This is a genomic window from Blastococcus sp. SYSU DS0617 (genome assembly GCF_054051075.1).
This window is the reverse complement of sequence record NZ_JBJHAO010000006.1, coordinates 122096-146923: the sequence shown is the minus strand read 5'-3', so window position 1 is coordinate 146923 and position 24828 is coordinate 122096. Positions and strand designations below refer to the sequence as shown.

Annotated in this window: 25 protein-coding genes; 14 read left to right on the top strand and 11 right to left on the bottom strand. The window is 73.7% G+C overall.

The window, feature by feature from the left end:
- Nucleotide 1 precedes the first annotated feature (1 nt).
- Nucleotides 2–1774, bottom strand: a complete 1773-nt coding sequence (locus ACI793_RS09360; protein WP_456606106.1) for an acyclic terpene utilization AtuA family protein — start codon at nt 1772–1774, stop codon at nt 2–4.
- Between the two features lie 100 nt (nt 1775–1874).
- Between ACI793_RS09360 and ACI793_RS09355 the strand changes: the two genes are divergently transcribed.
- On the top strand, nt 1875–3134 hold the full coding sequence (locus tag ACI793_RS09355) for an amidohydrolase (RefSeq protein ID WP_456606105.1): 1260 nt from the start codon (nt 1875–1877) through the stop codon (nt 3132–3134).
- A gap of 22 nt (nt 3135–3156) precedes the next feature.
- Here the strand turns inward: ACI793_RS09355 and ACI793_RS09350 are convergent, their stop codons facing one another.
- From ACI793_RS09350 to ACI793_RS09330, 5 genes are read right to left on the bottom strand one after another with little or no spacing between them, the layout of a single operon-like run.
- The gene (locus tag ACI793_RS09350; RefSeq protein WP_456606104.1) at nt 3157–4146 is read right to left on the bottom strand and encodes an SMP-30/gluconolactonase/LRE family protein; all 990 of its coding nucleotides are present in this window, start codon (nt 4144–4146) and stop codon (nt 3157–3159) included.
- Nucleotides 4143–5273: a phosphotransferase family protein gene (locus ACI793_RS09345; RefSeq protein ID WP_456606103.1), complete on the bottom strand. Its 1131-nt coding sequence runs from the start codon at nt 5271–5273 to the stop codon at nt 4143–4145. Before ACI793_RS09345 ends, ACI793_RS09350 begins: the two co-directional genes overlap by 4 nt.
- Nucleotides 5270–6016, bottom strand: a complete 747-nt coding sequence (locus ACI793_RS09340) for an SDR family oxidoreductase (RefSeq protein ID WP_456606102.1) — start codon at nt 6014–6016, stop codon at nt 5270–5272. The genes ACI793_RS09345 and ACI793_RS09340 overlap by 4 nt, the downstream gene beginning before the upstream one ends.
- Nucleotides 6013–6828, bottom strand: a complete 816-nt coding sequence (locus ACI793_RS09335) for an SDR family NAD(P)-dependent oxidoreductase (RefSeq protein WP_456606101.1) — start codon at nt 6826–6828, stop codon at nt 6013–6015. The genes ACI793_RS09340 and ACI793_RS09335 overlap by 4 nt, the downstream gene beginning before the upstream one ends.
- A 10-nt stretch (nt 6829–6838) precedes the next feature.
- On the bottom strand, nt 6839–8281 hold the full coding sequence (locus ACI793_RS09330) for a serine hydrolase domain-containing protein (RefSeq protein WP_456606100.1): 1443 nt from the start codon (nt 8279–8281) through the stop codon (nt 6839–6841).
- 152 nt (nt 8282–8433) lie between these two features.
- On the opposite strand from ACI793_RS09330, the gene ACI793_RS09325 reads away from it, so the two are divergent.
- Nucleotides 8434–9783, top strand: a complete 1350-nt coding sequence (locus tag ACI793_RS09325; RefSeq protein WP_456606099.1) for an ammonium transporter — start codon at nt 8434–8436, stop codon at nt 9781–9783.
- Between the two features lie 70 nt (nt 9784–9853).
- Here the strand turns inward: ACI793_RS09325 and ACI793_RS09320 are convergent, their stop codons facing one another.
- Nucleotides 9854–10465, bottom strand: a complete 612-nt coding sequence (locus ACI793_RS09320) for a helix-turn-helix domain-containing protein (RefSeq protein ID WP_456606159.1) — start codon at nt 10463–10465, stop codon at nt 9854–9856.
- Between the two features lie 170 nt (nt 10466–10635).
- Here ACI793_RS09320 and ACI793_RS09315 point away from each other — a divergent pair, with 170 nt between their 5' ends.
- The 4 genes from ACI793_RS09315 to ACI793_RS09300 are packed head-to-tail and all read left to right on the top strand — an operon-like array spanning nt 10636 to nt 13422.
- The gene (locus ACI793_RS09315) at nt 10636–10965 is read left to right on the top strand and encodes a cupin domain-containing protein (protein WP_456606098.1); all 330 of its coding nucleotides are present in this window, start codon (nt 10636–10638) and stop codon (nt 10963–10965) included.
- 26 nt (nt 10966–10991) lie between these two features.
- Nucleotides 10992–11483 carry a dimethylamine monooxygenase subunit DmmA family protein gene (locus ACI793_RS09310; RefSeq protein ID WP_456606097.1) on the top strand — a complete coding sequence of 164 codons (492 nt, stop codon included), beginning with the start codon at nt 10992–10994 and terminating at the stop codon, nt 11481–11483.
- A complete protein-coding gene (locus ACI793_RS09305; RefSeq protein WP_456606096.1) occupies nt 11480–12457 on the top strand; it encodes a PDR/VanB family oxidoreductase in 978 nt (325 codons plus the stop codon). Before ACI793_RS09310 ends, ACI793_RS09305 begins: the two co-directional genes overlap by 4 nt.
- Nucleotides 12454–13422 (top strand): heme-dependent oxidative N-demethylase family protein, encoded by a 969-nt coding sequence (locus ACI793_RS09300; protein ID WP_456606095.1) that lies wholly within the window; start codon nt 12454–12456, stop codon nt 13420–13422. The genes ACI793_RS09305 and ACI793_RS09300 overlap by 4 nt, the downstream gene beginning before the upstream one ends.
- A 94-nt stretch (nt 13423–13516) precedes the next feature.
- On the opposite strand, the gene ACI793_RS09295 is transcribed toward ACI793_RS09300, so the two are convergent.
- Together ACI793_RS09295 and ACI793_RS09290 are read right to left on the bottom strand one after the other, a co-directional pair.
- Entirely contained in the window at nt 13517–13894 is a 378-nt protein-coding gene (locus ACI793_RS09295; RefSeq protein ID WP_456606094.1) for a hypothetical protein, read from the bottom strand.
- A gap of 263 nt (nt 13895–14157) precedes the next feature.
- Nucleotides 14158–14685, bottom strand: a complete 528-nt coding sequence (locus ACI793_RS09290; protein ID WP_456606093.1) for a DUF2199 domain-containing protein — start codon at nt 14683–14685, stop codon at nt 14158–14160.
- A gap of 130 nt (nt 14686–14815) precedes the next feature.
- Here ACI793_RS09290 and ACI793_RS09285 point away from each other — a divergent pair, with 130 nt between their 5' ends.
- Entirely contained in the window at nt 14816–15346 is a 531-nt protein-coding gene (locus ACI793_RS09285; protein WP_456606092.1) for a GNAT family N-acetyltransferase, read from the top strand.
- A gap of 260 nt (nt 15347–15606) precedes the next feature.
- Here ACI793_RS09285 and ACI793_RS09280 read toward each other — a convergent pair whose 3' ends face one another.
- A complete protein-coding gene (locus ACI793_RS09280) occupies nt 15607–17208 on the bottom strand; it encodes an HNH endonuclease signature motif containing protein (protein WP_456606091.1) in 1602 nt (533 codons plus the stop codon).
- A 257-nt stretch (nt 17209–17465) separates the two neighbouring features.
- Between ACI793_RS09280 and glnT the strand changes: the two genes are divergently transcribed.
- The 6 genes from glnT to ACI793_RS09250 are packed head-to-tail and all read left to right on the top strand — an operon-like array spanning nt 17466 to nt 23188.
- Nucleotides 17466–18821: a type III glutamate--ammonia ligase gene (gene glnT / locus ACI793_RS09275; RefSeq protein ID WP_456606090.1), complete on the top strand. Its 1356-nt coding sequence runs from the start codon at nt 17466–17468 to the stop codon at nt 18819–18821.
- 40 nt (nt 18822–18861) lie between these two features.
- Complete coding sequence (locus ACI793_RS09270) at nt 18862–19755, top strand: hypothetical protein (RefSeq protein ID WP_456606089.1); 894 nt, start codon at nt 18862–18864, stop codon at nt 19753–19755.
- Nucleotides 19743–20474, top strand: coding sequence for a GltB/FmdC/FwdC-like GXGXG domain-containing protein (locus ACI793_RS09265; RefSeq protein ID WP_456606088.1), 732 nt, complete (start codon nt 19743–19745; stop codon nt 20472–20474). The genes ACI793_RS09270 and ACI793_RS09265 overlap by 13 nt, the downstream gene beginning before the upstream one ends.
- A 10-nt stretch (nt 20475–20484) precedes the next feature.
- Nucleotides 20485–21786 (top strand): FMN-binding glutamate synthase family protein, encoded by a 1302-nt coding sequence (locus ACI793_RS09260; RefSeq protein WP_456606087.1) that lies wholly within the window; start codon nt 20485–20487, stop codon nt 21784–21786.
- Nucleotides 21783–22979: an NAD(P)/FAD-dependent oxidoreductase gene (locus tag ACI793_RS09255; RefSeq protein WP_456606086.1), complete on the top strand. Its 1197-nt coding sequence runs from the start codon at nt 21783–21785 to the stop codon at nt 22977–22979. Before ACI793_RS09260 ends, ACI793_RS09255 begins: the two co-directional genes overlap by 4 nt.
- 41 nt (nt 22980–23020) lie before the next feature.
- Nucleotides 23021–23188, top strand: coding sequence for a hypothetical protein (locus ACI793_RS09250; protein ID WP_456606085.1), 168 nt, complete (start codon nt 23021–23023; stop codon nt 23186–23188).
- A gap of 4 nt (nt 23189–23192) precedes the next feature.
- Here the strand turns inward: ACI793_RS09250 and ACI793_RS09245 are convergent, their stop codons facing one another.
- Nucleotides 23193–23372: a hypothetical protein gene (locus tag ACI793_RS09245; RefSeq protein WP_456606084.1), complete on the bottom strand. Its 180-nt coding sequence runs from the start codon at nt 23370–23372 to the stop codon at nt 23193–23195.
- Between the two features lie 91 nt (nt 23373–23463).
- On the opposite strand from ACI793_RS09245, the gene ACI793_RS09240 reads away from it, so the two are divergent.
- Nucleotides 23464–24744, top strand: coding sequence for a lipase family alpha/beta hydrolase (locus ACI793_RS09240; RefSeq protein WP_456606083.1), 1281 nt, complete (start codon nt 23464–23466; stop codon nt 24742–24744).
- The last annotated feature ends 84 nt before the right edge of the window (nt 24745–24828 follow it).

Below are 24828 nucleotides of genomic sequence, written 5' to 3'. Positions count from 1 at the left end.
TTCAGCCGGGCAGGTCGTCTGGCGCCGGCACGGTCTTCGAGCGCAGGTACTCGCCGACCGACTTGCCGATCTGGTCCACGCGTAGGTTCGACGAGCCCCCGGTGCCGAGCAGCCCCTGCAGCACGAAGTGCACAGCGCGCAGGTGCGGGAACTCGTGCCGCACCACCCCCAGCCCCGCGGCCTCTGGCATGAGCGCGCGCAGGCCGTCGCTGGACAGCGTCGTCCGCAGCCACTCGAAGTGCGCCGGGTCGCTGACCCACAGCCCGACGTTGCAGTTGCCGCCCTTGTCGCCGGCCCGCGCATGGGCCAGCTCGCCGAGCGGCACCCGGCGGCCACCCGTAGCCGGAGCAGCCACTGGCTCGGGGTGCCGCGGCTGCGCGACCTCGTCGTCGGTGGCCGTCCGGGACGGCGTCGGCGCGTCGAGCACCGTGCCGTCGTCCATCACCGCGCGGTGCACGAGCACCTCGGCCGGCAGCAGGGCAGGCCAGTAGTCGATCCGCGGCCACGGCTCCCGCGCCGCCTGCGCGTGCCCGTCGTGGTGGAAGCCCGGGAAGCCCTGCAGGTACAGGCTGCTCACCGCCGCGTGGAACCCGCGCAGCTGCTCGCGCTCGCGCCCGGTGGCGATCACCCGGATCGGCACCGTGGCCTCCCACTGCGTGGCCGGGTCGGGCGCCGCGGTGCCCAGGGCGGTCACGTCCAGCTCGTCGACCACGCCGTCCAGCAGCAGCCCCAGCTGCTCGCGCAGCAGCGCCACCTTTCCCGCGACGTCCGGCGACGTGCAGAACAGCATCGTGGAGATCTCGAAGCCGATGGGCGCGAAGACGGCGACCTTCGCGGTGGCCGGCGGGGGAGACCCGGTCACCGGGCCGATGGCCACCCGGTCCGGGCCGACGTCGGTCAGCTCGACGGTCTCCAGGTGGACCGTGGCGTCCGGGTTGAGGTACCGCGGCCCCTGGATCTCGTACATCAACTGGGCGGTCACCGTGTCGACGGTGACCATCCCGCCGTCGCGCGCGTGCTTGGTGATCACGCAGCTGCCGTCGGCGGCGATCTCGGCGATCGGGAAGCCGGGCCGGGCCATCCCCGGGACGGTGCGGAAACCGGAGAAGTTGCCGCCCGTGGCGTGGGCCCCGCACTCGATGATGTGCCCCGCGGTCACCGCACCGGCCAGGGCGTCCCAGTCGTCCGGCGTCCACCCGTGCCACCAGGCGGCGGGGCCCACGGTGAGCGAGGCGTCGGTGACCCGGCCGGTGACGACGATGTCGGCGCCGGCCCGCAACGCCTCCGCGATCCCGAAGCCGCCGAGGTAGGCGTTCGCCGCGATCGGCTCCACGCCCCAGTCCTTGAGCGGCGCGGACGTGTCCAGGTTCTCCAGCGCGAACCCGTCGGCGTGGAACTCGTCGAGCCGGCCGAGCAGGTTGTCGCCCTCGACGTGCGCCACCCGCAGCGGGACCCCGGCCTGGGCGACCAGCGCCCGCACCGCGGCAGCCATCCCCGCCGGGTCGAAGCCGCCGGCGTTGGCCACCACCTTGATCCCGCGCTCGGCGAGCACCGGCAGGTGCGGCGCGAGCTGGCGCAGGAAGGTCGGCACGTAGCCGCCGCGCTCGGGGTTCTGCCGGTAGGTGGTGGCCAGCCCGGCGAGCGTCACCTCGGCCAGGTAGTCGCCCATCAGCACGTCGACCGGGTCCCCGGCCAGCGCTTCCTCGATCGCGGTGAACCTGTCGCCGAGGTAGCCGGAGAAGTTCCCGATGCGGATCGGGGGTCGCTCGCTCATGCCGCGGACCGTAGCGAACGACGGGTCGCGGGCGGTGACGCTCGCCACGCAGGGGGATACGGTCGCCTCTCGTTCGCCGATTCCCGAGGAGCCCCCTGCCGTGAGCCCTGCCGACGTCCTCGCAGACCTGGCGAACATCTACCGGGACCTGCACGAACACCCGGAGCTGGCCTTCGCGGAGCACCGCACGGCCGGCATCGTCGCCGAGCGGCTCGAGGCGCTGGGCTACGCGGTGACCACCGGGGTGGGGGGCACCGGTGTCGTGGGCGTCCTGAGCAACGGGCCCGGTCCCACGGCCCTCCTGCGGGCCGACATGGACGGCCTGCCGGTGCTCGAGGAGACCGGCCTGAGCTACGCGAGCAGGGCGCGCGGGACGGCGGCCGACGGCTCGGAGACCCCGGTCATGCACGCCTGCGGGCACGACGTGCACGTCACCTGCCTGCTGGGCGCGGCCGCGACCCTGGCCGCCGAGCGGCGCACCTGGAGCGGCACGGTCCAGCTGGTCTTCCAGCCGGCCGAGGAAATCGGCGGCGGGGCCCAGGCGATGATCGACGACGGGCTGCTCGAGCGGTTCGGCCGTCCCGACGTCGTGCTCGGCCAGCACGTCGGCCCGCTGCCCGCCGGCACCCTGGGCCTGCGGCGCGGCCCGGCGTTCGCCGCCGCCGACATGCTGCGGATCGTGCTGCACGGCCGCGGCGGTCACGGCTCCCGTCCCGAGACCACCGTCGACCCGATCGTCATGGCCGCGGCCACCGTTCTGCGGCTGCAGGCCGTCGTCTCCCGCGAGATCGCCGGCAGCGAGTCTGCCGTGCTCACCGTGGGCGCCCTGCACGCCGGCAGTGCGGGCAACGTCATCCCCGACCGGGCGGAGCTGCGGGTGAGCATGCGCTCCTACAGTCCCGACGTCCGCGCCCGGCTGGTGGCCGCCGTCGAGCGGATCGTGCGGGCCGAAGCCGCCGCCTCCGGGGCACCGCAGGACCCGGAGGTGATCCTCACCGAGTCCTTCCCGGTGCTGGTGAACGACCACGACGCCGGTGCCCGCACCATGGCCGGCTGGGACCGCGACCTGGGTCGTGGGCTCACCATGGATCCGGGGCAGGTCACCGGCAGCGAGGACGTCGGGGTGCTGGCCACCGCGGCCGGCGCGCCGCTCGTGTACTGGCTGCTGGGCGGCGCGGACCCGGCGCTGTTCGCCGGCGTCGAGGGCCGTGGCGGGCTCGGCCGCGTCCTCCGGGGACTGCCGTCCAACCACTCGCCGCAGTTCGCCCCCGTCATCGAGCCCACGCTCACCACCGGCGTCGCGGCCCTGGTCTCCGCGGCCCGCACCTGGCTCCCGGTCGAGGGCGGGACGCCCGCCTGAGCCGCACCCGACCGGGGCGGGGTCAGGCCGGCTTCTCGAGCACGACGACGTCGTCCTCGTGCAGGCCGGAGGCGACCAGCGTGCCGTTCCGCTCGGCGGCCGCGGTGACGAACCCGTAGCTCCCGTCGGAGGCCCGCAGGTCGTGGACGACGGTCCCGTCCAGGTCGACGGCCATCACCCACGCGATCGGCGTCGCCTTCGGTCGCACCCGCTCCGGCACGTTCCACAGCAGCAGCCGGAGGACGCCGGGCAGCGGCAGCAGCCGGTCCAGCAGCGCGTTGCGCGGCGCGGCGATGCCCAGCCAGAGCAGCCCGTCGCTGCCCAGGCTCAGGTTGTCCGGGAAGCCGGCGAGGTTGTCCACCAGCGGCTCGGTCGTCCCCGCCAGCGGGCCGGTCAGCCAGTGCCGGCAGATCCGGTAGCCGCTGGTCTCGGCGAACAGCAGCGAGCCTCCGTCGGGCGCCAGCACCAGGCCGTTGGCGAACTTCAGGTCGCGCAGCACCGTGGTCACCGTGCCGTCGGGGTCGCGGCGCACCAGCCGGCCGGTGCAGGAGTGCTCGAACATGTCGCCGAGGTGCTCGTCGAGGTTCCAGCGGCTCGACGACGTGGTGAACCAGATCGTGCCGTCGTCGGCGTGGGTCACGTTGCTGGCGAAGGTCACCGGCTCGCCGTCGACGGTGTCCACCAGCACCTCGACCGCGCCGTCGGCGCTCATGCGGAGCAGGCCGCGGTCGTGGTCGCAGACGAGCACGCCGCCGTCGGGGAGCGGTTCCAGGCCCAGCGGCCGCCCGCCGGTGGTGCCGACGACCTCGCGCGCACCGGTCACGGGGTCGATCCGGACGATCGACCCGTCGGCGAGCCCGGTGAGCACCCGGCCCGAGGAGTCGAAGACGACGTCCTCCGGCCCCGAGCCGCCGGTGGACGGCCGCCGGGAGACGGCGAACGCGCCGGTCGGTCCGGTGCGGGGCGCGGAAGGTGGTGCCCAGCGACGGGGGCGGATCAGCCGGCGGGTCATGCGGAGCTCCCCACGGGTGCGGCGGCGTGCTCCGGGCTCATCCGCCGCGTGCGGGCGATGATCCGGCGGCAGCGCAGCTCGAGGATCACGACGGCGACGCCGAACAGCCGGAACTGCGGATTCGTCGTCTGCTTCGCCAGGTAGCGGGCGTAGACCTGCTGGGCGATGACGGCGACGCGGAACAGGCCGAAGACCTCGTACCAGGCCCACTCGCGGTTGGTCACCGACGTGCCGGTGCGGGCGCAGTAGTAGGCGACCACCTGCTCGCGGGTGAGCATCCCGGGCAGGTGGGTGGGCTGACGGCGGAAGGCCTGCATGAGCCGGCCGTCGTCGGCCTGCACCCAGTAGCCGAGCGCCCCCGCCAGGTCCATCAGCGGGTCGCCCACGGTGGCCAGCTCCCAGTCGAGGAGCCCGACCGGCCGGGTGGGGTCGGCCGGGTCGAGGACGACGTTGTCGAAGCGGAAGTCGTTGTGCACCAGCGTGTGCGGCCGGTCGGCCGGCTGGTGCTCGGCCAGCCACGCCATCACCGAGCCGAAGGTGCCGACGTTCCAGGTGCGGGCCCGGCGGTAGCGCTGCGACCAGCCCTCGACCTGGCGGCGCACGTAGCCCGGCCCCTTGCCGAGGTCGGCCAGGCCGGTGCCGGCGACGTCGACCGAGTGCAGCCCGACGAGCAGGTCCAGGACGTTGCGGCACAGGGCGGCCACCTCGTCGCGGTCCAGTTGCACGCCGCGGGGCAGCTCCTTGCGCGGGATGGGGCCGGCCAGCCGCTGCATCACGTAGAACGGCGTGCCGATGACGCCCGTGTCCTCGCACAGCGCGACGGTGCGCGGGACGTAGGGGAGGACCCGCCCCAGCTCGGTCTGGATGCGGTGCTCGCGGGCCATGTCGTGCGCACCGCCGGCGTGCGTGCCCTTCGGTGGCCGGCGCAGGATCAGGTCGCCGTCGGGGTAGCGCAGCAGGTAGGTCAGGTTGGAGACGCCGCCGGAGAACTGCCGCACCTCGGGGACGGCGGAGAGGTCCACGCCGGCGTCCCGCGCGTGCGCGGCCAGCCAGGCAGCCATCGCGGGGACGTCGAAGGCGTCCTCCGCCCGGACGTCGCGCGCGCCGCCGGACTCCGGTGCGCTCACGTGAGCCTCCGGACGACCGACAGCGGCAGCACCTTCATCAGGAAGCCGATCGGCACCCACGGCCAGGCCGGGACGTAGGCCTTCGGACGCCGCTTCTCGATGGCCTCGACCATGCTGCGGACGCCGGTCGGGGTGTCGACCATGAACCGGGTCTTCTGCGCGACGTGCTCGTTCATCTCCGACCGGATGTAGCCGGGGTAGATGACCGAGACGTCGAGCCCGGGGATGCGCTCGGAGCGCAGGCCCTCGGCCAGCGCGGCGACGCCGGCCTTGGTGGCGGCGTAGGTGGTCATGGCCTTGCGCATGCCGCGCAGCGCCGACATGGACGAGATCAGTACCAGGTGCCCGCGCTGCTGGCGGCGGAAGATCTCCAGCGCGGCCTCGGTCTGGGTCAGCGCGCCGACGAAGTTGGTCATGGCCGTGGCGCGGTTGGCGTCGGCCCGGCCGGTGCCCAGTGCGGCGCCCTTGCCGATGCCCGCGTTGACGACGACCCGGTCGATGGTGCCGAACGACTCGGCGAAGCGGGCGAATACGGCGGGGACGGCGTCGGTGTCGGTGACGTCGAGCGCGGCGGTCTCCACCCGGCGGCCGGTGCGCGCGGTGATCTCGGCGGCCAGGGCGTCCAGGCGCTCGGTGCGCCGGGCGCAGAGCGCGAGGTCGTAGCCCAGGTCGGCGAACTGCCGGGCCATCTCCTCGCCCAGCCCGGCGCTGGCCCCGGTGATCAGGACGACGCCCCTGCTCACGAGGCCACCTCCGGCTGCTCGGCGGCGTGGATGCGGGCTCCCATGCCGAGCATCTGCCGGTCGTACAGCCGCCGGGCCAGCCGCTTGGTCCAGAAGGCGATCCGCGCGTTGCGGTCGGGCAGGATCAGGAAGCGCCCGGCGTCCACGGCGCGCACGACCCGCTCGGCGATCTGGTCGGCGCCCAGCTTGGAGCCCTCGATCAGCCGGGTGGCGACGGTGTCCATCATCGGGTCGTCGCCGCCGAGGGAGGCCGCGAGGTTGGTGCGGAAGAACGACGGGCAGACGACCGAGACGTCGATGCCCCACGGCGCGAGCTCCCACCGCAGGCTCTCCGAGAGCGCGACCACCGCGGCCTTGCCGGCGTCGTAGGAGGTCATGGCCGGCGGGTGCACGAGCCCGGCCGCCGACGCGACGTTCACCAGGTGGCCGGAGCCCTGCTCCTTGAACAGCGGCACGAAGGTCCGGCAGCCGGTGACCGCGCCGAGGACGTTGATGTCCAGCACCCGCCGCCAGTGGTCCGCGCTCAGCCGGTCGATCCGTCCGCCGGCCGCGATGCCGGCGTTGTTCACCAGCACGTCCAGCCCGCCGAACCCGTCGCGGACGCGGTCGAGCGCGGCGCGCCAGTCGTCCTCGGAGGTGACGTCGAGCCGCTGGTACACGGCACCGGCCGGCACCTCGGCGTCGGCGGCCAGGTCGGTCACCAGCACGCGGTCCCCGCGGGCGGTGAGGCGTGCGGCCAGCGCGGCGCCGAGGCCGGAGGCGCCGCCGGTGATGAGGACCCGGCGCGGGCCGGTCGTGGGGGAGGAGGGCATTCCGGGGACCCTAGGAGCGCGCGGCGGGCGTCCCGTAACCGGGGGAGTCCCGGCGCCGCAGGAACTCGGCCATCGGCCGGTGGGTGACCCCGGCGAGCCGGAGGGAGACCACGGTGCCGGTGGCGTCCCGCTCCACGTGCACGAGTTCCCCGGCCGCACCGAAGCCCGGCTCGGGTGCCACGCGCAGCGTGCCGCCGTCGACGATCTGCAGCTCCTCCATGCCGGGGAGCGGATCGGGCGCGGTCGGGCGGACCAGCACCAGCCGCCCGCCGAGCTCGACGACGTCGAGCACGCCCCACAGTCCGGCGAACCGGCCGGTGAAGGCGGCCGGCGGCGGGGAGCCGGCCGGTGGCGCGGGCACGGTCGCTCGGGGCTGCAGGGCGGCGTCGACCAGCTTCACCAGGCCGTGCGCGAGCTCCTGCGCCGGGCCGTCGACGGCGTTGGTCAGCACGCTGACGACCAGCCCCGCGGTCGGATCGGCGACGGTCAGGGTGATGTGCCCCGGCCAGCCGCCGCTGTGGCCGACCAGCTGCCGCTCGCCCACGGTGGTCAGGTCCACGCCGAGCCCGTACCGGCCGACCTCGCTGCCGTAGGCGGTCACGACCGACTCGAGTCGCTGCATGATCCGCTGGGCGTCGGGAGAGAGCAGTCGCTCGTCCCCGTGCACGAGCGCGGCCTCGGCGAAGGCGCTGAGCTCCTCGGCGGTGGACCAGAACCCCGTGGCCGGTGCGTAGGCACCGGTGCGGGCGTGGCCGAGGACCAGCCGGGTCTGCTCGCCGAGCAGCAGCGCGGTGTGGCCGGCGGCGTACTCGCCCGCCCGCGCCGGCTCGTGGTCGGCGCCGGTCCGGGTCAGGCCCAGCGGCTCGAGGACGGCGCGGCGGAGGCGCTCGGCAAAGGGCACGCCGGTGACCGCCTCGACGGCCAGGCCCACCAGGGCGTAGCCGGCGTTGGAGTACTTGAAGTGCTCGTTGCGCCCGTGCACGGGGCCGCCGTCCAGCACCTCGGCGAGCAGCGTCCCGCGGTCCGGGAAGGGCGTCTCCAGCTGCCAGAAGTCGGCGTGCGCGCCGTCGCGGGTGACGCCGGACTGGTGGCCGAGCAGCTCCCGCACGGTGGCCCGGGCGAGCGGCGAGCCGCCCGCCTCCAGCTCGGGCACGTACCGGCCGATCGGGTCGTCGAGCCGCAGCCGGCCCGCGTCGACCAGCTGCAGGACGGCGGTCGCGGTGAACGTCTTGGAGTGCGACGCGACGTGGAAGAGGTGTGCGGTCGTCAGCGGCGTGCCGGTACCCGCGCCGGCCACCCCGGCCGCGGCGGAGAGCACCAGCTCTCCGCCCGAGCGGACGGCGACCTGCACGCCCGGCACCCGCCGGTGCGCCGCCTGCGTCTCCAGCCACGTCCGCAGGTAGGCCGCGGCGGCACGGATGGTCGCGGTGGGCCGGTGGGAGTCCGTCGTCACGCGACCGAGCGTGTCACGGGGGGCGTGGGCCGCGGACGCGCCGGACGCGGCCGGATGTCACGTGAACGGAACACGCATGGACAACCGGGGCAACAGTCGGCCCGTCTACTCCCGCAGGACAGCGACCACTCTCAGTAGACGAAAGGGCTCCCGTGGACGTCGGCAGCACTGCATTCATCCTCGCGGCCACGATGGCCGTCGCGCTCATGATCCCCGGCCTGGCGCTGTTCTACGGCGGCATGGTCTCCTCCCGCGGCATCCTCAACATGATCATGATGGTGTTCGGCGCCGTCGCGGTCGTGGGCGTGCTGTGGACCCTGTTCGGCTTCTCCGCCGTATTCGGCGACTCCTACGGCGGGGTGGGGCTGCTGGGCAACCTCACCGAGTACGCCGGCCTCGGCTCGCTGGTCGCCGGCGACGAGGAGGCAGCTCTGCCGCCGGCGCTGGTGGCGGTCTTCCAGGCGCTGTTCGCGGTGATCACCACCGCGCTCATCGCCGGCGCGGTCTCCGACCGGGTGCGGTTCGGCCCGTGGCTGGTGTTCGCGGGGCTGTGGGCGGCGCTGGTCTACTTCCCGGTCGCGCACTGGGTGTTCGCGTTCGACTCCGCCGACGGCAGCGTCACCGGTGGCTGGATCGCCAACAAGCTGGCCGCCGTCGACTTCGCCGGTGGCACCGCGGTGCACATCAACGCCGGCATCGCCGCGCTCGCCCTGGTCCTCGTCGTCGGCAAGCGGACCGGCTGGCCGCGGCAGGCCCGCCCCAACAGCCTGCCGCTGGTCGCCCTCGGTGCCGGCATCCTGTGGTTCGGGTGGTTCGGCTTCAACGGCGGCTCGGCGCTCGCGGCGGGCAACAGCGCCTCGGTCGTCATGCTCAACACCTTCAACGCCACCTGCACGGCGATCCTGGCCTGGCTGGTCGTGGAGAGGCTGCGCGACGGGCACGCCACGACACTGGGCGGGATGTCCGGTGCCATCGCCGGCCTGGTCGCGATCACGCCCGCCTGTGGCGCGGTCACCCCGCTGGGCGCGCTCGCGGTGGGCGCCGTCGCCGGTGTGATCTGCCCGCTGGCCATCGCGCTGAAGTACCGCTTCGGCTACGACGACGCGCTCGACGTCGTCGGCGTCCACCTCGTCGGCGGCATCGTCGGCACCCTGCTGGTCGGCCTCTTCGGCTCGGCCGAGGCGCCGAGCGGCCGCGACGGCCTCTTCTACGGCGGCGGCCTCGAACTGCTGGGCGTGCAGGCCGTGGCCGCGGCGGCGGTCATCGGCTACGGCTTCGTCGTCTCGCTGCTGATCGCGCTCGCGGTGCACAAGACGATGGGGCTGCGCCTGTCGCCGGAGTCGGAGGCGAAGGGCATCGACCTCGACCAGCACGCAGAGGTCGCCTACGACCTGGAGGGCACCGTGCAGACGCCGGGCACCTCGCCGACCCCGCAGGCGGTCATCGCCTCGGCCGAGCGGCTGGTGGCCACCTCCGCCGCCGAGGGCCGGCCGACGAGCTGATCCACTGCGACGACGAGGGGCCGGCACCGCGGGGTGCCGGCCCCTTCGTCGTGGGTGCCTCGCGCCGAGGTCAGGCCAGGTGGCCGTAGGCGGTGACGGCGAGGAACCGGATCGGCAGCTCGACGAGCTCGGCCGGGCCGTGCGGGCCCTCCCCGTCGAGGACCAGGGAGTCACCCGGGCGCATCTCGTACCGCGCCCGCCCGTGGCCGTAGACCATCACGCCGTCGAGCATGTAGAGGAACTCGGTGCCCGGGTGCTGGAACAGCGGGAAGACCTCGCTGGCCTCGGTGAGCGTCACCAGCAGCGGCTCGAGCCGCTTGTGCTCGCCGCGGAGCGCGCCCAGCAGCTGGTAGAGGTGGCCGACGTTGCTGCCGCGACGCGCGATCTGTGCGCCGTGCCCGGCCGGGGTGTGCACCGCCTCCCGCTGGGCGTCCAGGCCGCGGAACAGGGCGGTGACCGGGACGGCGAGCGCCTCGGCCAGCCGGGCGAGGCTGGACAGGCTGCACGAGGTCTGGGCGTTCTCGATCTTGGACAGCATCGCCTTGCTCATGCCGGTCAGCCGCGCCAGCTCGGCCAGTGAGATGCCCTTGGCCAGCCGCAGCTCGCGGACCCGCATCGCGATGACGTCCTCGAGATGACCGCTGGGGGTCTCCTCGCGGGGGGTGCTCTCGGGCACCGGCATGGCCTCCACGCGGCCGAGCATAGGTGCGGTGAGGGGTGCCGAACGGCGATGCCGCGAGAACGTAACTGCCGGGTAACCCGTCGGGGTGTCCACCGTCCCTACCGTCTGTCCACCACCAGTGGACGACCTCCGGAGCGGACATGGCCACCAGCGCGACCCGTATCGGACACGTGAGCGGAGCCTTCCGCGACCTGCCGCGGATGGCGGACCCGGGCACCCGCGCCTACATCGGCGACGCCTTCGCCAACCCGGGCGGGGCCGAGATCTGCAGCGGCTTCTTCGAGCTGTTCGCGGGCGCACCGCTGGACTACGAGTACACCTACGACGAGATGAAGGTCGTCGTCGAGGGCGAGTTCCACCTCACCGACCTCGACAGCGGCCAGCAGGTCGTGGCCGGCCCGAAGGACGTGCTGTTCTTCCCGAAGGGCTCGCGGATCCGCTTCGAGACGCCGGATCGGGCGCTGGGTTTCTACACCGGCCACCGCTCCTTCGCGCCCTGACGGCCGTGGGAGCGGAGCACACCAGCGTGCCGCGCTGGGACGCCGAGTGGCCGGCGCCGGACCCGGCGGCCCGCGCGCTGCTGCTGGTCGGCTTCGGTGGGCGGGGTTGCGCGATCACCACCGCCTGGGCCGCGGACGTCCCGGCCGGCCGCCCGGTCGAGGTGCTGGCCGCCGACGACGCGGACGAGCAGGTGCTGGCCTTCCTGCGGGCCCGGATCGGCGGGGCCCGGGTGGGGTGGCGGCTGATGCTGGCCGGCCCGGAGATCGACGTCCTGGCTGCCCGTGCGGTCGCGATGCAGGCGGGGGTGCTGGACGCGGAGATCCGGTGCGCGGTCACCAGCACCGAGCGCAAGCGGGTGTTCTGCCCGCACTGCCGCACGACGACGGAGACGACGGCGCCCCTGGCGGGGGAGACCCCGTGCGACGGCTGCGGACGCCGGCTGCACGTCTACGCCCACGTCTCTCGCCGCGCCGGTGCGTACCTGGGCTTCATGGCCGACGCCGAGGAGGTGGCGTGACCGCGACCCTGCCCTCTCCGGCTGCCGTGCGCGCGGACGACGACCGGCTGCTGCTCGAGGTGGCCGCGCTCGCCGACGCGGCGCCCGGTGTCCGCACCCTCGTGCTGCGCCGTCCCGGGGGAGGGCCGCTGCCTGCGTACCCGCCGGGCAGCCACGTCGTCCTCGACTGCGGGGACCGGCGCAACGCCTACTCGCTGACCGGCGACGGCTCGGCGTCGGAGGAGTACCGGGTGTCGGTGCTGCTGTGCCCCGAGGGGGACGGCGGCTCGGCGTTCGTGCACCGTCTCCGGGTGGGGGACGTCGTGACCGCCTCGCGGCCGCGGAGCGCGTTCGCGCCGGTGTCGACGGCGCGGCACCACCTGCTGGTCGCCGGCGGCATCGGGATCACGCCGATGCTGTCGCACGCCCGTGCGGCGGTGCGCTGGAAGCGCTCGTTCGAGCTGCTCTACGGGCACCGGCCGGGTGCCGGCGCGCACCTGGCCGAGCTGCGCGAGCTGTGCGGCGACCGGCTGGCCGCGCACGCGTCGACGGCGGACATGCTGGCCGCGGTGCGTGCGGCGCTGGCCGACCGGCCCCTGGGCACGCACGTCTACGTGTGCGGCCCGGCGCCGCTGATCGCCTTCGTGGAGGAGACCGCGGCCGAGCTGGGCTGGCCGGGGGAGCGGGTGCACGTCGAGCGGTTCTCGGCCGCCGACCTCGACCCGGGCTCGCCGTTCACCGCGTGGCTGGCGCGGTCGGGGGTGCGGGTGCCGGTGCCGTCGGGAACCAGCCTGCTCTCCGCGCTCGAGGAGGCCGGGGTCGCGGTGCCGAACCTGTGCCGCCAGGGCGTCTGCGGCGAGTGCCGCGTGCCGGTGCGCGCCGGCACGCCGCTGCACCGCGACCTGTACCTGTCCGAGACCGAGCGCGCTGCCGGCGACGCGGTCATGTGCTGCGTCTCCCGCAGCGTCGACGACGAGCTGGAGCTGGACCTGTGACCATCGCCCTGTCCCCGCGGGTCGCCCGCTTCCCGTTCCCCTTCGCCACCGACAGCTACCGGTACTCGACCAACGTCGAGCCCGCGCGCCGATCGGCGGCGACGGTGGCCGGTGAGTGGGGCGCCGGCGTGCTCGACGTGGACGACGACTACGCCGTCGAGCTCGCGGTGCGCCGCGCGGTGCTCGCCGCCGATCCGACCCGCTGCCAGGAGTTGCCGCACATGCGGGTGGCCTCGTGGGACGCACTGACCACGCTGCTGCCCGAGCTGGCGGCCACGTGCCCCGGCACTGCCCTGCACCGGGACGGCGAGCGGTGGACGTGGCGCAACGCCGTCCTCGGCACCGAGCGCAGCTTCACCGTCGGGGACGACGCCTCGCTGCCGGAGGGGCCGCTGGCGTTGCTGGGCAGCCAGATCCAGGAGGACGTCGTGCTGCTCGACCAGCGCGAGGGTGCGCTGTGGGCCGACGCCGGGCTGGTGACCTTCGCGGCCGACTGGTCGATGGGGTTCGACGTCGGGATGCGCTTCCTGGAGGTGCACGGGCCGGTGCCGCGGGTGCACGAGGCCGGGGTGGTGCAGCGGGCGGAGCAGTTCCTCATGCGGCTGCAGTCGGGGCAGGAGTACCGGCGGACCAACTGGACGATGACCGTCGACCGCAGGCTGGACACCTCCACCGAGACCTACGCCGAGTGGGGCCGCGACCGGCGGCTGGTCGTCGACGACCCGGCACTGCCCGACCGGCTGCACCTGCGGGTGGAGGTGCAGCACCTGATCAGGCTCGGCGTCTCGAACGCCATCTGCTTCCTGGTGCGCACCCACCTTCTCTCGCTGCGCGAGCTGGCCACCGTGCCGGAGTGGCGGCAGCGGTTCGCGGCCGTGCTCGCCGAGCTGCCCGACGACATGGCCGACTACAAGGGCCTGACCCGCTTCCGCGGCCCGGCCGTCGCCTGGCTCGTCGCCGGCTGACGACGGCACAAGTCAGCTTCCGGCGAGATGGGTCAGGACCAGGGCCGGATAAGGTAGCCGGTCGACGCGCGGCAGGGGCGACGATTCCCGCAACTCAGTTGAGGGGCGAGGGGTCGGGGTGCTGAGGAACGGACATGGGGAGAGGACCGCCAGGCTCTGCGGTTCGAGGAGCCGTGGCCATGTGCAATGCCAACCCGAACACGAGGACGACAGCAAGGGCGGGCAGACGCTCGTCGCTGACAGCCTGGTCCTGCTGCTCGGCGATGATGGCGAGCAAATCCTTCGCGACCCATCCATTCACCACCTGCTGTTGCGGCGCGCCCTCCGTGCGCGCCTCGTTGAGCTCGTACTCCGCGAGGGCCCGGCTGACGTCGCTCGAGGAACCACTCGAGTCGTCCGGGGCCATCACGAACCAGATGACGACGGCAGCTACCGCCAAGACCGCTGCGCCGATACGACGGACAAGTAGCACGAGCGCTCCTATTGCGGGGGTCGGCGGTCAATCTCCGACAGTGAACCGAGTCGTTCCGGTTATCGGCAGAGCTGTGCGCTGTTCGCCTCGAGAGGCCAACCGGCGCTCACGCGGCTCGGCGACCCCATGGCGCCAGAGCGAGGCTGAAAGTGCTCCGGAGTCGGTTCGACTAGCCGAGCCCCCGACGGTTCCGCGAGAACCACTGGAGTGGCGATCGTCCCTAAGCGGTCCACTAAGGGACACGCCCCCCACGCTCGCCCAGGTCAGGCCTGTCGCATCAGCAGTTCGACTCGTGCAGCCAGGGCGTTCCATGTGATGCCCTCTTGCTGCTCGATGGCGAGAGGGTGTTCGGTCGGCTCGACCTCGATGTGCGGGCGGAAGCCGACCGGCTGGGTATGGACCATCGTCCGCACGTTGTGCGTCGGTTCGGGGTAGGTCGGCAGTTCAGTGGACAGCCACCCAAACATGGCGGGCGTCGTCTCGCGTCCGGCCTTGTCCCACTCCTCGCCCAGCCGCCAGAAGTTCTCCTCGCTCAGCGACGCCCACACCCCCCACTCGAAGTGCTGCTCGTGTCCCACAATCGGGATCCGGATCAGGCCGCGGACGAAGAAGTACTCGCCGTGGATGACGCACGCGTCACTGGTCAGTTCGCAGTCCTCAAGCCCCGCCAAGTCCGGCGACCACGCCTCCGGCGCGGGGAAGTGGAACGACAAGGGCATCTCGGAGTGCCAGGCACCGCAGCCGGAGCACGGAAATCCCGAGACACCGCCGAGGTGCTGTGAGGTCGTCACGCAAGGGACCGTACGTTCCGCCCGGCACAGCGCGGCAAAGGACGCGCCCACGCCTGCGCCCGTCCCGGGGGACCCTGCTAGCCCTGAGCGGCCACTCAGGGACACCGGCCTGCTGGCAAGCTGAGCGGCGATGGACGTCGCCGTGCTCGAAAGCAACCATGCTGACGCAGTGACCCGAAAGGCCATGCGCAGGTTGTGGGACCGGGCGTTCGGCGACCGCTTCGACGACCATGCCGCGGACCACGCCTACGGCGGTGTGCACGTGCTGGTACGTGACGGCGGCCACCTCATCGGCCATGCCAGCGCTGTCCCTCGGTCGATCAGGTTCGGCGACCAGCCATGGCGCACTGTCGGGTACGTCGAAGCCGTGTGTACTGAGCCTGAGCGCCAGGGGCAGGGTGTCGGCAGGCTGGTCATGCAGCGGCTGCACGAGGAGATTGCGTCTCGTTGGGTGGCCGCCCTTCTCTCGACCGGACGCGCGACCGGCTTTTACAAGAAGCTCGGTTGGCAGCCGTGGCTCGGGCCTACGTACACGCAGACACGGGAAGGAGTCGCCCCCGACGGGCATGAGGGGCTCATGGTGTTGAGCTGCGATCACTCCGTCGCCTTGGACCGGACGCTGACAGTGACCTGCCAGCACCGGCCAGGGGACGTCTGGTAGTCGCGACTGGCGCACCGGCCCCTCCGCCGAGTGTCCCCAAGGCCGCCTTCTGGGGGAGTCCGAGACGGGCAGTCAGCTCGATGCCATCTCCCTCATGAGTCGTACTCGTCGCCGGCTGTATCCGCGGGCAGGCAGTCATCGGGGGAAAAGGCCGCTGGGATCGCCGGCCGGCCCAACACCCGGGCCCGGCGATCCGCCAGGCATGGCGCGCGATGACTTCGATCGGTCCGTGGGCAGGCTCGCCGCCCGCCTCCCGTCGGTCAGAACGGGGGCGGGTCGTCGAACGCCGGTGCTGTGGCGCGGTGTGGGGGTTCGTCCGCGTGCACCCGCCAGCCGGGTGGGCGGGTGGTGCGGGTGACGCCGCCGGGAGTGGTCACCGAGAGGACCCCGTCGGGGGTCATCGCGTATCGCCAGCCGGTCGCGTGGGTCTTGAGCCGGTGGTGCCGGCGGCACAGACAGCAGAGATTGGCGCAGTCGGTCGGGCCGCCGTCGCCGTGCGGAGCGACGTGGTCGAGGTCCGCCCACGCAGCGCGGCCCGCGCAGCCGGGATGGCGGCAGGTGCGGTCGCGCGTCCGGACGAAGCTTTCCTGGGCCGGGCTGTGGCGGTAGCGGTCGACCGGCGCAGGGCGGTCGAGCACCGCGCAGCCGCAGCCGCAGTCGCCGTCGGGGTGGGCCCGGCACCCGCGACGGACGAGCCGCTCCAGTTCGGGGCGGGTGACCGTGGCGCGCAGAGCGCCGGTCGCCGGGTCGGTCAGTGCGATGTCCAGGCTTCCGCCGGTCGGCGCCTGCAGGCCGCCGGGGCAGAGTGAGTCGAGCTGGGTGAGCAGGTCGCGGAGCTGGCCGGCGGTGATCGGGTGGCCGTCCACCTCGCCGGGCTCCACGGGTGCGGGACGAACGCCGGGCGGCAGGACCTCCGCCGGGTGGTCGCAGTCGGGCCCCGCGAGGGTGGGCAGCGGGGCGATGACGGTGACGTGGGCCGAGACGGAGGACTCCCCGCCGTCCCCGGAACGCAGCACGGCGTCGGCGAGGAAGGCGGCGCGCAGCATCCCTACAGGCCGCAGGTCACCGGCGAGCTTGGCGCCGCGGGCCCGGGCGCCGACGGCGGCATGCACGGCCGCTGCGTCGGCCGCCGGCAGGAAGACACGCAGCTCGGCCATGCCGTCCTCGGCCGAGTGCACGGTGACGTCGGCCGCGCGCTCGGCCCGTGCGCGGCGGCGCTCGCCGGCAGAGGCGTCGCGGCCCATCAGCTCGCGGCGGAGGAGACCCCGCAGCGTCCGCACCGACGACTCCGCAGCCTGGGGGAGCGCCGCGGCCTCGACCTCGGCGACCACCGCAGGGTCGGTGTCGCGCGCAGGCCAGCCGAGCTGGGCGGCGAAGGTCCGCGCCCGGGACCAGTCGAGCACGCCGTCGGCCAGCGCGGCCCAGGTGGTCGGCAGCTTCTCGACGAGGGTGTGGGAGTGCTCGGTCAGCACCGTTGCGGCGGTCCGGGAGCAGTTGAGCACCAGTGCCAGCTCGTCGGGGAAGAACTCGCTCACCCCGGGCAGCTGCTCGTCCACGCCGTTGCGCGCCCACTCCGGGGCTGCGGCGCCCGGAGTCCCGGGGCGTCGGTCGTCGCCGTCGGTGCGGTCACGGGCCAGGCCGACGACCAGCTCTGCCTTGTAGGCGGCCAGCGCACTCTCCGCCCGGACGACGCGCTGCAGCTCCCGGGTCTTCTGCTCGGGAGTCAGCCGGTCGACGTCCACGAGGTCGCCCAGCCGGACCGGCCGGAACGCGAAGCCGGAGTCGACCTCCTCGGCCAACCATCGGGACAGGTTGTCGGGGACGACCGTCACCGCGACACCGGCACCCCCGCTCTCGGACACACCCCGAAAGTAGTGCGGGGGTACGACAGTTTCCGCAGGTCAGAGCCCGGAAGTGGAGGGGGAAGGGCGCCACGAGAGTGGACGGGGAGCAGTAGCGGCAGGAGCGGTGGGGCTCGACGCAACACGAATTCCCTCGCGAGGTAACGCCCGTGAAACGCGAGCGGCGTCTACTCCTATGCGACAGAGGTTCACGTCAGTGAACAGCTACTCCGGAGGTTCCCGTGTCGCTCACCGCCGCCCGTCCCGACGCTCCGCCGGTGCCCGAGCAGGTCCCGGCGCCCGGCCGCGGCCCGAACGGCGCCGCCGCCGGGCAGCCCGACCTGGCCACCCGTGCGCGCGCCGACGGCGTCGAGTTCATCCTCGCGCTGTTCGTCGACCTCACCGGCAAGCCGTGCGCCAAGCTCGTCCCGATCCAGGCGGTCGAGGAGCTGCAGACCGAGGGGGTCGGTTTCGCCGGCTACGCCGTCGGCGCCATGGGGCAGGAGCCGAAGGACCCCGACCTGATGGCCATCCCCGACCCGACGTCCTACATGCCGGTGCCCTTCCTCCGGCCGGGGCTGGCGATCGTGCACTGCGACCCGCACGTCGAGGGCGTGCCCTGGCCCTACGCCCCGCGGGTGATCCTCCGGGAGCAGCTGGCGAAGGCCGCCGAGCTGGGGCTGGAGCTCAAGGTCGGCGCCGAGGTCGAGTACTTCCTCGTCGAGCGCGGCCCCGACGGCGCACTCCGCCCGGCCGACGCGAAGGACACCGCCGAGCGCCCCTGCTACGACGCCCGCGGGCTCACCCGCATGTACGAGCACCTCACCGCCGTCTCCAAGGCGATCAACTCGCTGGGCTGGGGCAACTACGCCAACGACCACGAGGACGGCAACGGGCAGTTCGAGCAGAACTTCGCCTACGCCGACGCCCTGACCACCGCCGACCGCGTCGTCACCCTCCGGTACCTGCTCTCGGTCATGGCCGAGGAGCGCGGCATGACCGCGACCTTCATGCCCAAGCCGTTCACCGACCGCACCGGCAGCGGCCTGCACATGCACCTGAGCCTGTGGCGGGACGGCGCCCCGGCCTTCCCCGACGCCGACGACGCCCGCGGCCTGGGCCTCTCGCCGCTGGCCTACTCGTTCGTCGCCGGACTCCTCGACCACGCCTGCGGGATGCAGGCGGTGCTGGCCCCCACGGTCAACTCCTACAAGCGCACCGGCGCCACCTCCACCCGCTCGGGCGCCACCTGGTCCCCGCGCCAGGCCACCTACGGCGGCAACGACCGCACCCACCTGCTGCGTGTGCCCGACGGCAACCGCGTCGAGCTGCGCGGCGGCGACGGCTCGGCCAACCCCTACCTCGCCGCCGCGGCCGCGCTCGCCGCCGGCCTGGACGGCATCCGGCGCAACCTCGACCCGGGCGACCCCGGCGCCAACCGGAGCGACCCCCTCCCGCCGACCCTCCTGCACGCCGTCGAGCAGCTCGAGGCCGACGCCGTCGTCGCCGGCGCGCTCGACGCCGCCGGACCCGGCGTGAGCAGCTACTTCGCCGGGCTCAAGCGCGACGAGTTCTTCGAGTGGCACGGCCAGGTGTCCAGCTGGGAGGTCGACCGATACGTCACCGCCTTCTGACCCGCACCCCCGACCCGCCTACCGAAAGGAACACCCACCCATGTGCGGGATCGTCGGGCTCCACCTGCGGGAGCCCTCCCTGTACCCCCGGCTCGGCGAGCTGCTGACCGGGATGCTCTGCCAGGTCACCGAGCGCGGCCCGGACTCCGCCGGCGTCGCCGTCTACGGCGACCCCCGCTGGTCCCCGGCCGGCTCCGCGTCGGTCTCCCTCCTGCCCGGGACGACGACCCCCGAGCAGGTGGCGACGGCGCTGCGGACCGCCCTCCCGCACGCCGCGGTGGTCGACGCCGGCCAGACGCTGGTCGTGCACGCGCCCGTCGAGGTCGACACCCTCGTCGCCGCCGTCCGCACCGCCCTGCCCGACCTGCTGGTCATCGGCTCCGGTGAGGAGGTCGCCGTCCTCAAGGGCGTGGGCCACCCGCAGGCGCTGGCGGCGGAGTTCGGGCTGGCGCAGGCGCAGGGCTGGCAGGGGGTCGCGCACACCCGGATGGCGACCGAGTCCGCCGTCACCCCGGCGCACTGCCACCCCTTCTCCGTCGGCACCGACCAGTGCCTCGTGCACAACGGCTCGTTCGCCAACCACGCGACGATCCGCCGCGAGCTGGTCGCCGCCGGTGCCGTCTTCGACTCCGACAACGACTCCGAGGTCGGCGCCCGGTTCGTCGCCGCCCAGCTCGCCGCCGGCTACGACCTGGAGAAGTCGCTGAAGCTGCTCCTGGAGCGGTTCGACGGCTTCTACACGCTGCTGGTCTCCACCAAGGACAGCTTCGCCGTCGTCCGCGACGCGATCGCCTGCAAGCCCGCCGTCGTGGCCGAGACCCCCGAGTGGGTCGCGATGGCGTCGGAGTACCGCGCCCTCGCCGGTCTGCCCGGCATCGAACACGCCCGCATCTTCGAACCCGAGCCGGAAGAGGTCTACGCATGGCAGCGCTGAGCGACGTCCTGATGGAGGCCCCGGTCCGCCCGGAACCGGCCGTCGTCGATCTCGCGGTCTCCGACGTCCGGCAGCTGAACGCCGCGCTGCACGAGCCCGACGTGGCCGAGAAGGCGCCGTCCTGGCGGGTCATCCACCCCGACGGGCGGCACAGCATCGCCGTCGGCCTGGACGCCGAGGTGTCGGTGGAGATCGACGGCCACGTCGGCTACTACTGCGCCGGCATGAACAAGTCCGCCACCGTGACCGTCAACGGCAACGCCGGGGTCGGGGTGGCCGAGAACATGATGAGTGGCACGGTCCGGGTTCGCGGCAACGCCTCCCAGTCCGCCGGCGCCACCGCCCACGGCGGGCTGCTCGTCGTGGAGGGGTCCGCCGCCGCGCGGTGCGGCATCTCCATGAAGGGCGTGGACATCGTCGTCGGCGGCGACGTCGGGCACATGAGCGCCTTCATGGGCCAGGCCGGCCGGCTCGTCGTCTGCGGGGACGCCGGCGACGCGCTCGGTGACTCCCTCTACGAGGCCCGCATCTACGTGCAGGGCTCGGTGAAGTCCCTCGGCGCCGACTGCGTCGAGAAGGAGATGCGACCCGAGCACCTCGCCGAGCTCGCCGAACTGCTCGCCGCCGCCGGCATGGCGGTCGATCCCGCCGGCTTCCGCCGGTACGGCTCGGCCCGGCAGCTCTACAACTTCCACGTCGACAACGCCTCGGCGTACTGAGGAGACGACCATGCTCCGTGAGTCAGCCACCTTCGACCGCGCCGCCATCGCCGACATCCAGCGCGCGGCCGAGACCGGCATCTACGACATCCGCGGCGGCGGGGCCAAGCGCCGCGTCCCGCACTTCGACGACCTGCTGTTCCTCGGCGCGAGCATGTCCCGCTACCCGCTCGAGGGGTACCGGGAGCGGTGCGACACCGATGTCGTCCTCGGTGACCGCAACGCCACCTACCCGCTGCACCTCGCCACCCCGGTCACCATCGCCGGGATGAGCTTCGGCGCCCTCTCCGGCCGGGCAAAGGAGGCCCTCGGCCGCGGTGCCAGCGAGGTCGGGACGTCCACCACCACCGGCGACGGCGGGATGACGCCGGAGGAGCGGGGCCAGTCCAAGCACCTCGTCTACCAGTACCTGCCGTCGCGCTACGGGATGAACCCCGACCACCTGCGCATGGCCGACGCCATCGAGGTCGTCCTCGGCCAGGGCGCCAAGCCCGGCGGCGGCGGCATGCTGCTCGGCCAGAAGATCACCGAGCGGGTCGCCGGCATGCGCACCCTGCCGATGGGCGTCGACCAGCGCAGCGCCTGCCGGCACCCGGACTGGACCGGCCCGGACGACCTGGAGATCAAGATCCGCGAACTGCGGGAGATCACCGATTGGGAGAAGCCGGTCTACGTCAAGATCGGCGCCAGCCGCACCTACTACGACGTGAAGCTCGCGGCCAAGGCCGGTGCCGACGTCATCGTGCTCGACGGCATGCAAGGCGGCACCGCCGCGACGCAGGACGTCTTCATCGAGCACGTCGGCATCCCCACCATGGCCGCCCTGCCGCAGGCGGTGCAGGCGCTGCAGGAGGAGGGCCTGCACCGGAAGGTGCAGCTCATCGTCTCCGGCGGCATCCGCAACGGCGCCGACCTCGCCAAGTGCATGGCCCTGGGTGCCGACGCCGTGGCGATCGGCACCGCGGCGCTCATCGCCCTGGGCGACAACTCGCCGCACCTGGACGAGGAGTACCGAAAGCTCGGCTCGGCGGCCGGCTTCTACGACGACTGGCAGGCCGGCCAGGACCCCGCGGGCATCACCACCCAGGATCCGGAGCTCGCCGACCGGCTCGACCCGGTCGTCGGCGGCCGCCGGCTGGCCAACTTCATCCGCGTCATGACCATGGAGGCGCAGGTGATCGCCCGGGCCTGCGGCAAGGCGCACCTGCACTCGCTGGAGCCCGAGGACCTCGTCGCGCTCACCATCGAGGCGGCCGCCATGGCCCGGGTGCCGCTGGCGGGGACGTCGTGGATCCCGGGACAGCCGCTGTGACGGGCGGGGTGACCAGCGCCGACGTCGTCGTCGTCGGGGGCGGACTCGAGGGCACCGCCACGGCCTGGGCGCTGGCGCAGCGCGGCGTGACCGACGTCGTCGTCTGCGAGCGGGAGACCGTCGGCTCCGGAGGGACCGGGAAGTCCAGCGGCGTGGTGCGCTGCCACTACGGCGTCTCCTCGCTGGCCGCGATGGCCAACGCCGGCCTCGAGGTCTTCGAGCACGCGGAGGAGCTGCTGGGGGAGGACGTCGGCTTCACGCAGACCGGCTACGTCGTCGGTGTCGGGCCGGAGAACGTCGAGGCGCTGCGAGCCAGCCTGGCCAACCAGCGCGCCCTGGGCGTGCGGACCGAGGAGATCGACCGGACCGAGGTCGCCCGGCTGTGGCCGGCAGCGGACCTCGACGACTTCGCTGCCTTCGGCTGGGAACCGCGCGGTGGCTACGGGGATGCCTACCGAACGGCGCAGGCCTTCGCCGCCGCGGCCCGGCGGGCCGGGGTGCGGATCCGGCAGGGGACGCCGGTGGCCGAGGTACTGGGCGACGGCGGCCGCGCGACCGGGGTGCGGCTGACCGACGGCTCCACGATCGCGGCGGGGACGGTCGTCGTGGCGGCCGGCCCCTGGTCGGTCGCGCTGCTCGCGCCGCTGGGCATCGATCTGCCGGTCCGCGTACACCGCGAGGCGATCGTGCTGCTCGACCCGGGCACGGACCTCGGGCCCGTGCCGGTCTTCTCCGACCTGGTCTCGCTGCAGTACATCCGGGCCGAGGGCGGGGGGCAGCTGCTGTTCGGCAACAGCGACCTCTCGGTGCCCGAGCCCGCCGACCCGGACGCCTACCTGAACCGGGCCACCGACGACTTCCTCGAGATGGCGGTGGGCAAGATCGCGCACCGCTTCCCGGGACTGGAGGACGCCTCGGTCAGCGGCACGTACGCCGGCTGCTACGACGTGACGCCGGACTTCAACCCGGTCATCTCCGAGACCCCGGTCGACGGGCTGGTGGTCGCGGCCGGGTTCAGCGGGCACGGTTTCAAGATCTCGCCCGCGGTCGGCCGGCTGGTGGCCGATCTCGTCGTCGACGGCAAGAGCTCGGACCCCGACGTCCCGGAGTCGGACTTCCGGCTCTCCCGGTTCGCCGAGGGGCACCTGCTCACCAGCCCGTTCCCCTACGTCGGCGCGGGCGAGATGCGCTGACGGGTCTGGACGACCGGGCGGGGGAGCGACAGGCTGGCGGCATGGCCGATCCCCGGTACGCGATCCCGCTGGACGAGTTCGTCGACGGGGCCCGCGTGGCCCGCGACGAACAGGTCGAGGTGCAGGCGCAGCCCGTCGTCCCGGCGCCGGCGCGCGGGGAGCCGCTGCCCTACGGCGACGGGATGACCGGGGACGCCGACGGCGACTGACGCCTCACCAGCCGCGCGGCAGTTCCGTCCGGTCCCGCTTCGTCCAGCCCAGCGCGGCGGCCGCCCCGGCGAGCAGTACGCCGATCACGGCGAGCCAGACCAGCCCCTTGAGGACGGCGAGAAAGGCGCCCAGCAGGCTGAGCGCCAGCCAGATCACCAGCAGCCAGCCGAGCAGGCGCAGCACGGGGACTCCTCGGGTCGGGTGCCGTTGCGCCGTCCAGCCTAGGTGCTGCAACGCACAGGTCGAAGGAGCCGTTGCCGGGTAGGGAGACCAGATGCGCACCGACGAGGTCCAGGGCGCCGCGGAGCTGGCCCGGCTGACGCTGCGGGGTGGCGCCACCCGGGTCCGGGAGGTGCACGAGGGCATCGCCGACCGCGTCTTCGGGGCCGTCGGGCCCGTCGGCCGGCCGGTCAAGGTCTGGCACGACGCCGTCGCCGGGCTGAGCTACGCGGGCGTGGGCCTGGCACTGGGGCTGGGTGCGCGGGCCGTGGGCCGCGCGGCCGCGCGCCGGGCCAGCGGCCGGGACCTCGACGAGGAACGCCGCGGCCGGCTGGTGCTCGGCGTGCTGAACGGGGCGCACGGGGACCTCGTGCAGCGCTCGGCTCCCGGGCTGGACCTGGGCATGACGGTGCGGGTGGCCGGCCGCGCCGTCCCCCTGGACGCGGAATCGCTGCGCACGGCGTTCCCGGCGGCGAGCGGCGGGATCGTGGTGTTCCTGCACGGCCTGACCGAGACCGAGGACTCCTGGAGCTACGGCGCCGAGAAGCACCACGGGCGGCCCGACGTCACCTACGGCACCCTGCTGCAGGCCGACCTCGGGCTCACCCCGGTGTACCTGCGCTACAACACCGGGCTGCACATCTCCGACAACGGGCGGGCGCTGGCCGCGCTGCTGGAGGAGCTGGTGAGCGCGTGGCCGGAGGAGGTGCAGGACCTGGTCCTGATCGGCCACTCCATGGGCGGGCTGGTCGCCCGCAGCGCCCTGCACCAGGCCGGTGGCGGGACGACGGAGGCGCAGGCCTGGACGCACCTGGTGCGCGACACCGTCACCCTCGGCGCCCCGCACCTCGGCGCCCCGCTGGAGCGCGGGGTGCACCGGCTCTCTGTGCAGCTGGCCCGGCTGCCCGAGACCCGCCCGCTGGCCCGGGTGTTGTCGCTGCGCAGCGTGGGCATCAAGGACCTCCGCCACGGTGCGCTGGTCGAGGACGACTGGACCGGTCGCGACCTCGACGCCCCGACGTCGGAGCTCCCCACGCAGGTGCCGCTGCACGACGGCGCCCGGCACTTCGTCGTCATGGCGACGCTGAGCCGCAACCCGGAGGGGCGGGCCGCCGACTGGTTCGGCGACCTGCTGGTGCCGCCGCGCAGCGCCCTCGGCGACACCGGGGACGACGACCGGCTGGCGTTCCCCGCCGACCACGTCCAGCGCCTCGGCGGGCTGCACCACTTCGGCCTGCTGGACCACCCCCGGGTGTACGCGCACATCCGGCGCTGGTTGCTGGACCGCCCGGAGGGCCCGCGGCCGGCCGCACCCGAGGGGCCGGCGGACGGCTGACCGGGCGATCTCTCCGCGCGGCGTGACCTCCGGGGAACGCGGCCGTTGTCCTGCACGGAACAGCCGCCGTCCTCCAGCGCGCCG

Excerpts from the sequence above, each read along its gene's own strand:
- ACI793_RS09240 (WP_456606083.1), top strand. The coding sequence starts at position 23,464 with ATGCGCACCGACGAGGTCCAGGGCGCCGCGGAGCTGGCCCGGCTGACG.
- ACI793_RS09270 (WP_456606089.1), top strand. The coding sequence starts at position 18,862 with ATGTGCGGGATCGTCGGGCTCCACCTGCGGGAGCCCTCCCTGTACCCC.
- ACI793_RS09260 (WP_456606087.1), top strand. The coding sequence starts at position 20,485 with ATGCTCCGTGAGTCAGCCACCTTCGACCGCGCCGCCATCGCCGACATC.
- ACI793_RS09250 (WP_456606085.1), top strand. The coding sequence starts at position 23,021 with ATGGCCGATCCCCGGTACGCGATCCCGCTGGACGAGTTCGTCGACGGG.
- ACI793_RS09360 (WP_456606106.1), bottom strand. The coding sequence starts at position 1,774 with ATGAGCGAGCGACCCCCGATCCGCATCGGGAACTTCTCCGGCTACCTC.
- ACI793_RS09285 (WP_456606092.1), top strand. The coding sequence starts at position 14,816 with ATGGACGTCGCCGTGCTCGAAAGCAACCATGCTGACGCAGTGACCCGA.
- ACI793_RS09320 (WP_456606159.1), bottom strand. The coding sequence starts at position 10,465 with ATGCCGGTGCCCGAGAGCACCCCCCGCGAGGAGACCCCCAGCGGTCAT.
- ACI793_RS09350 (WP_456606104.1), bottom strand. The coding sequence starts at position 4,146 with ATGACCCGCCGGCTGATCCGCCCCCGTCGCTGGGCACCACCTTCCGCG.
- ACI793_RS09335 (WP_456606101.1), bottom strand. The coding sequence starts at position 6,828 with ATGCCCTCCTCCCCCACGACCGGCCCGCGCCGGGTCCTCATCACCGGC.
- ACI793_RS09265 (WP_456606088.1), top strand. The coding sequence starts at position 19,743 with ATGGCAGCGCTGAGCGACGTCCTGATGGAGGCCCCGGTCCGCCCGGAA.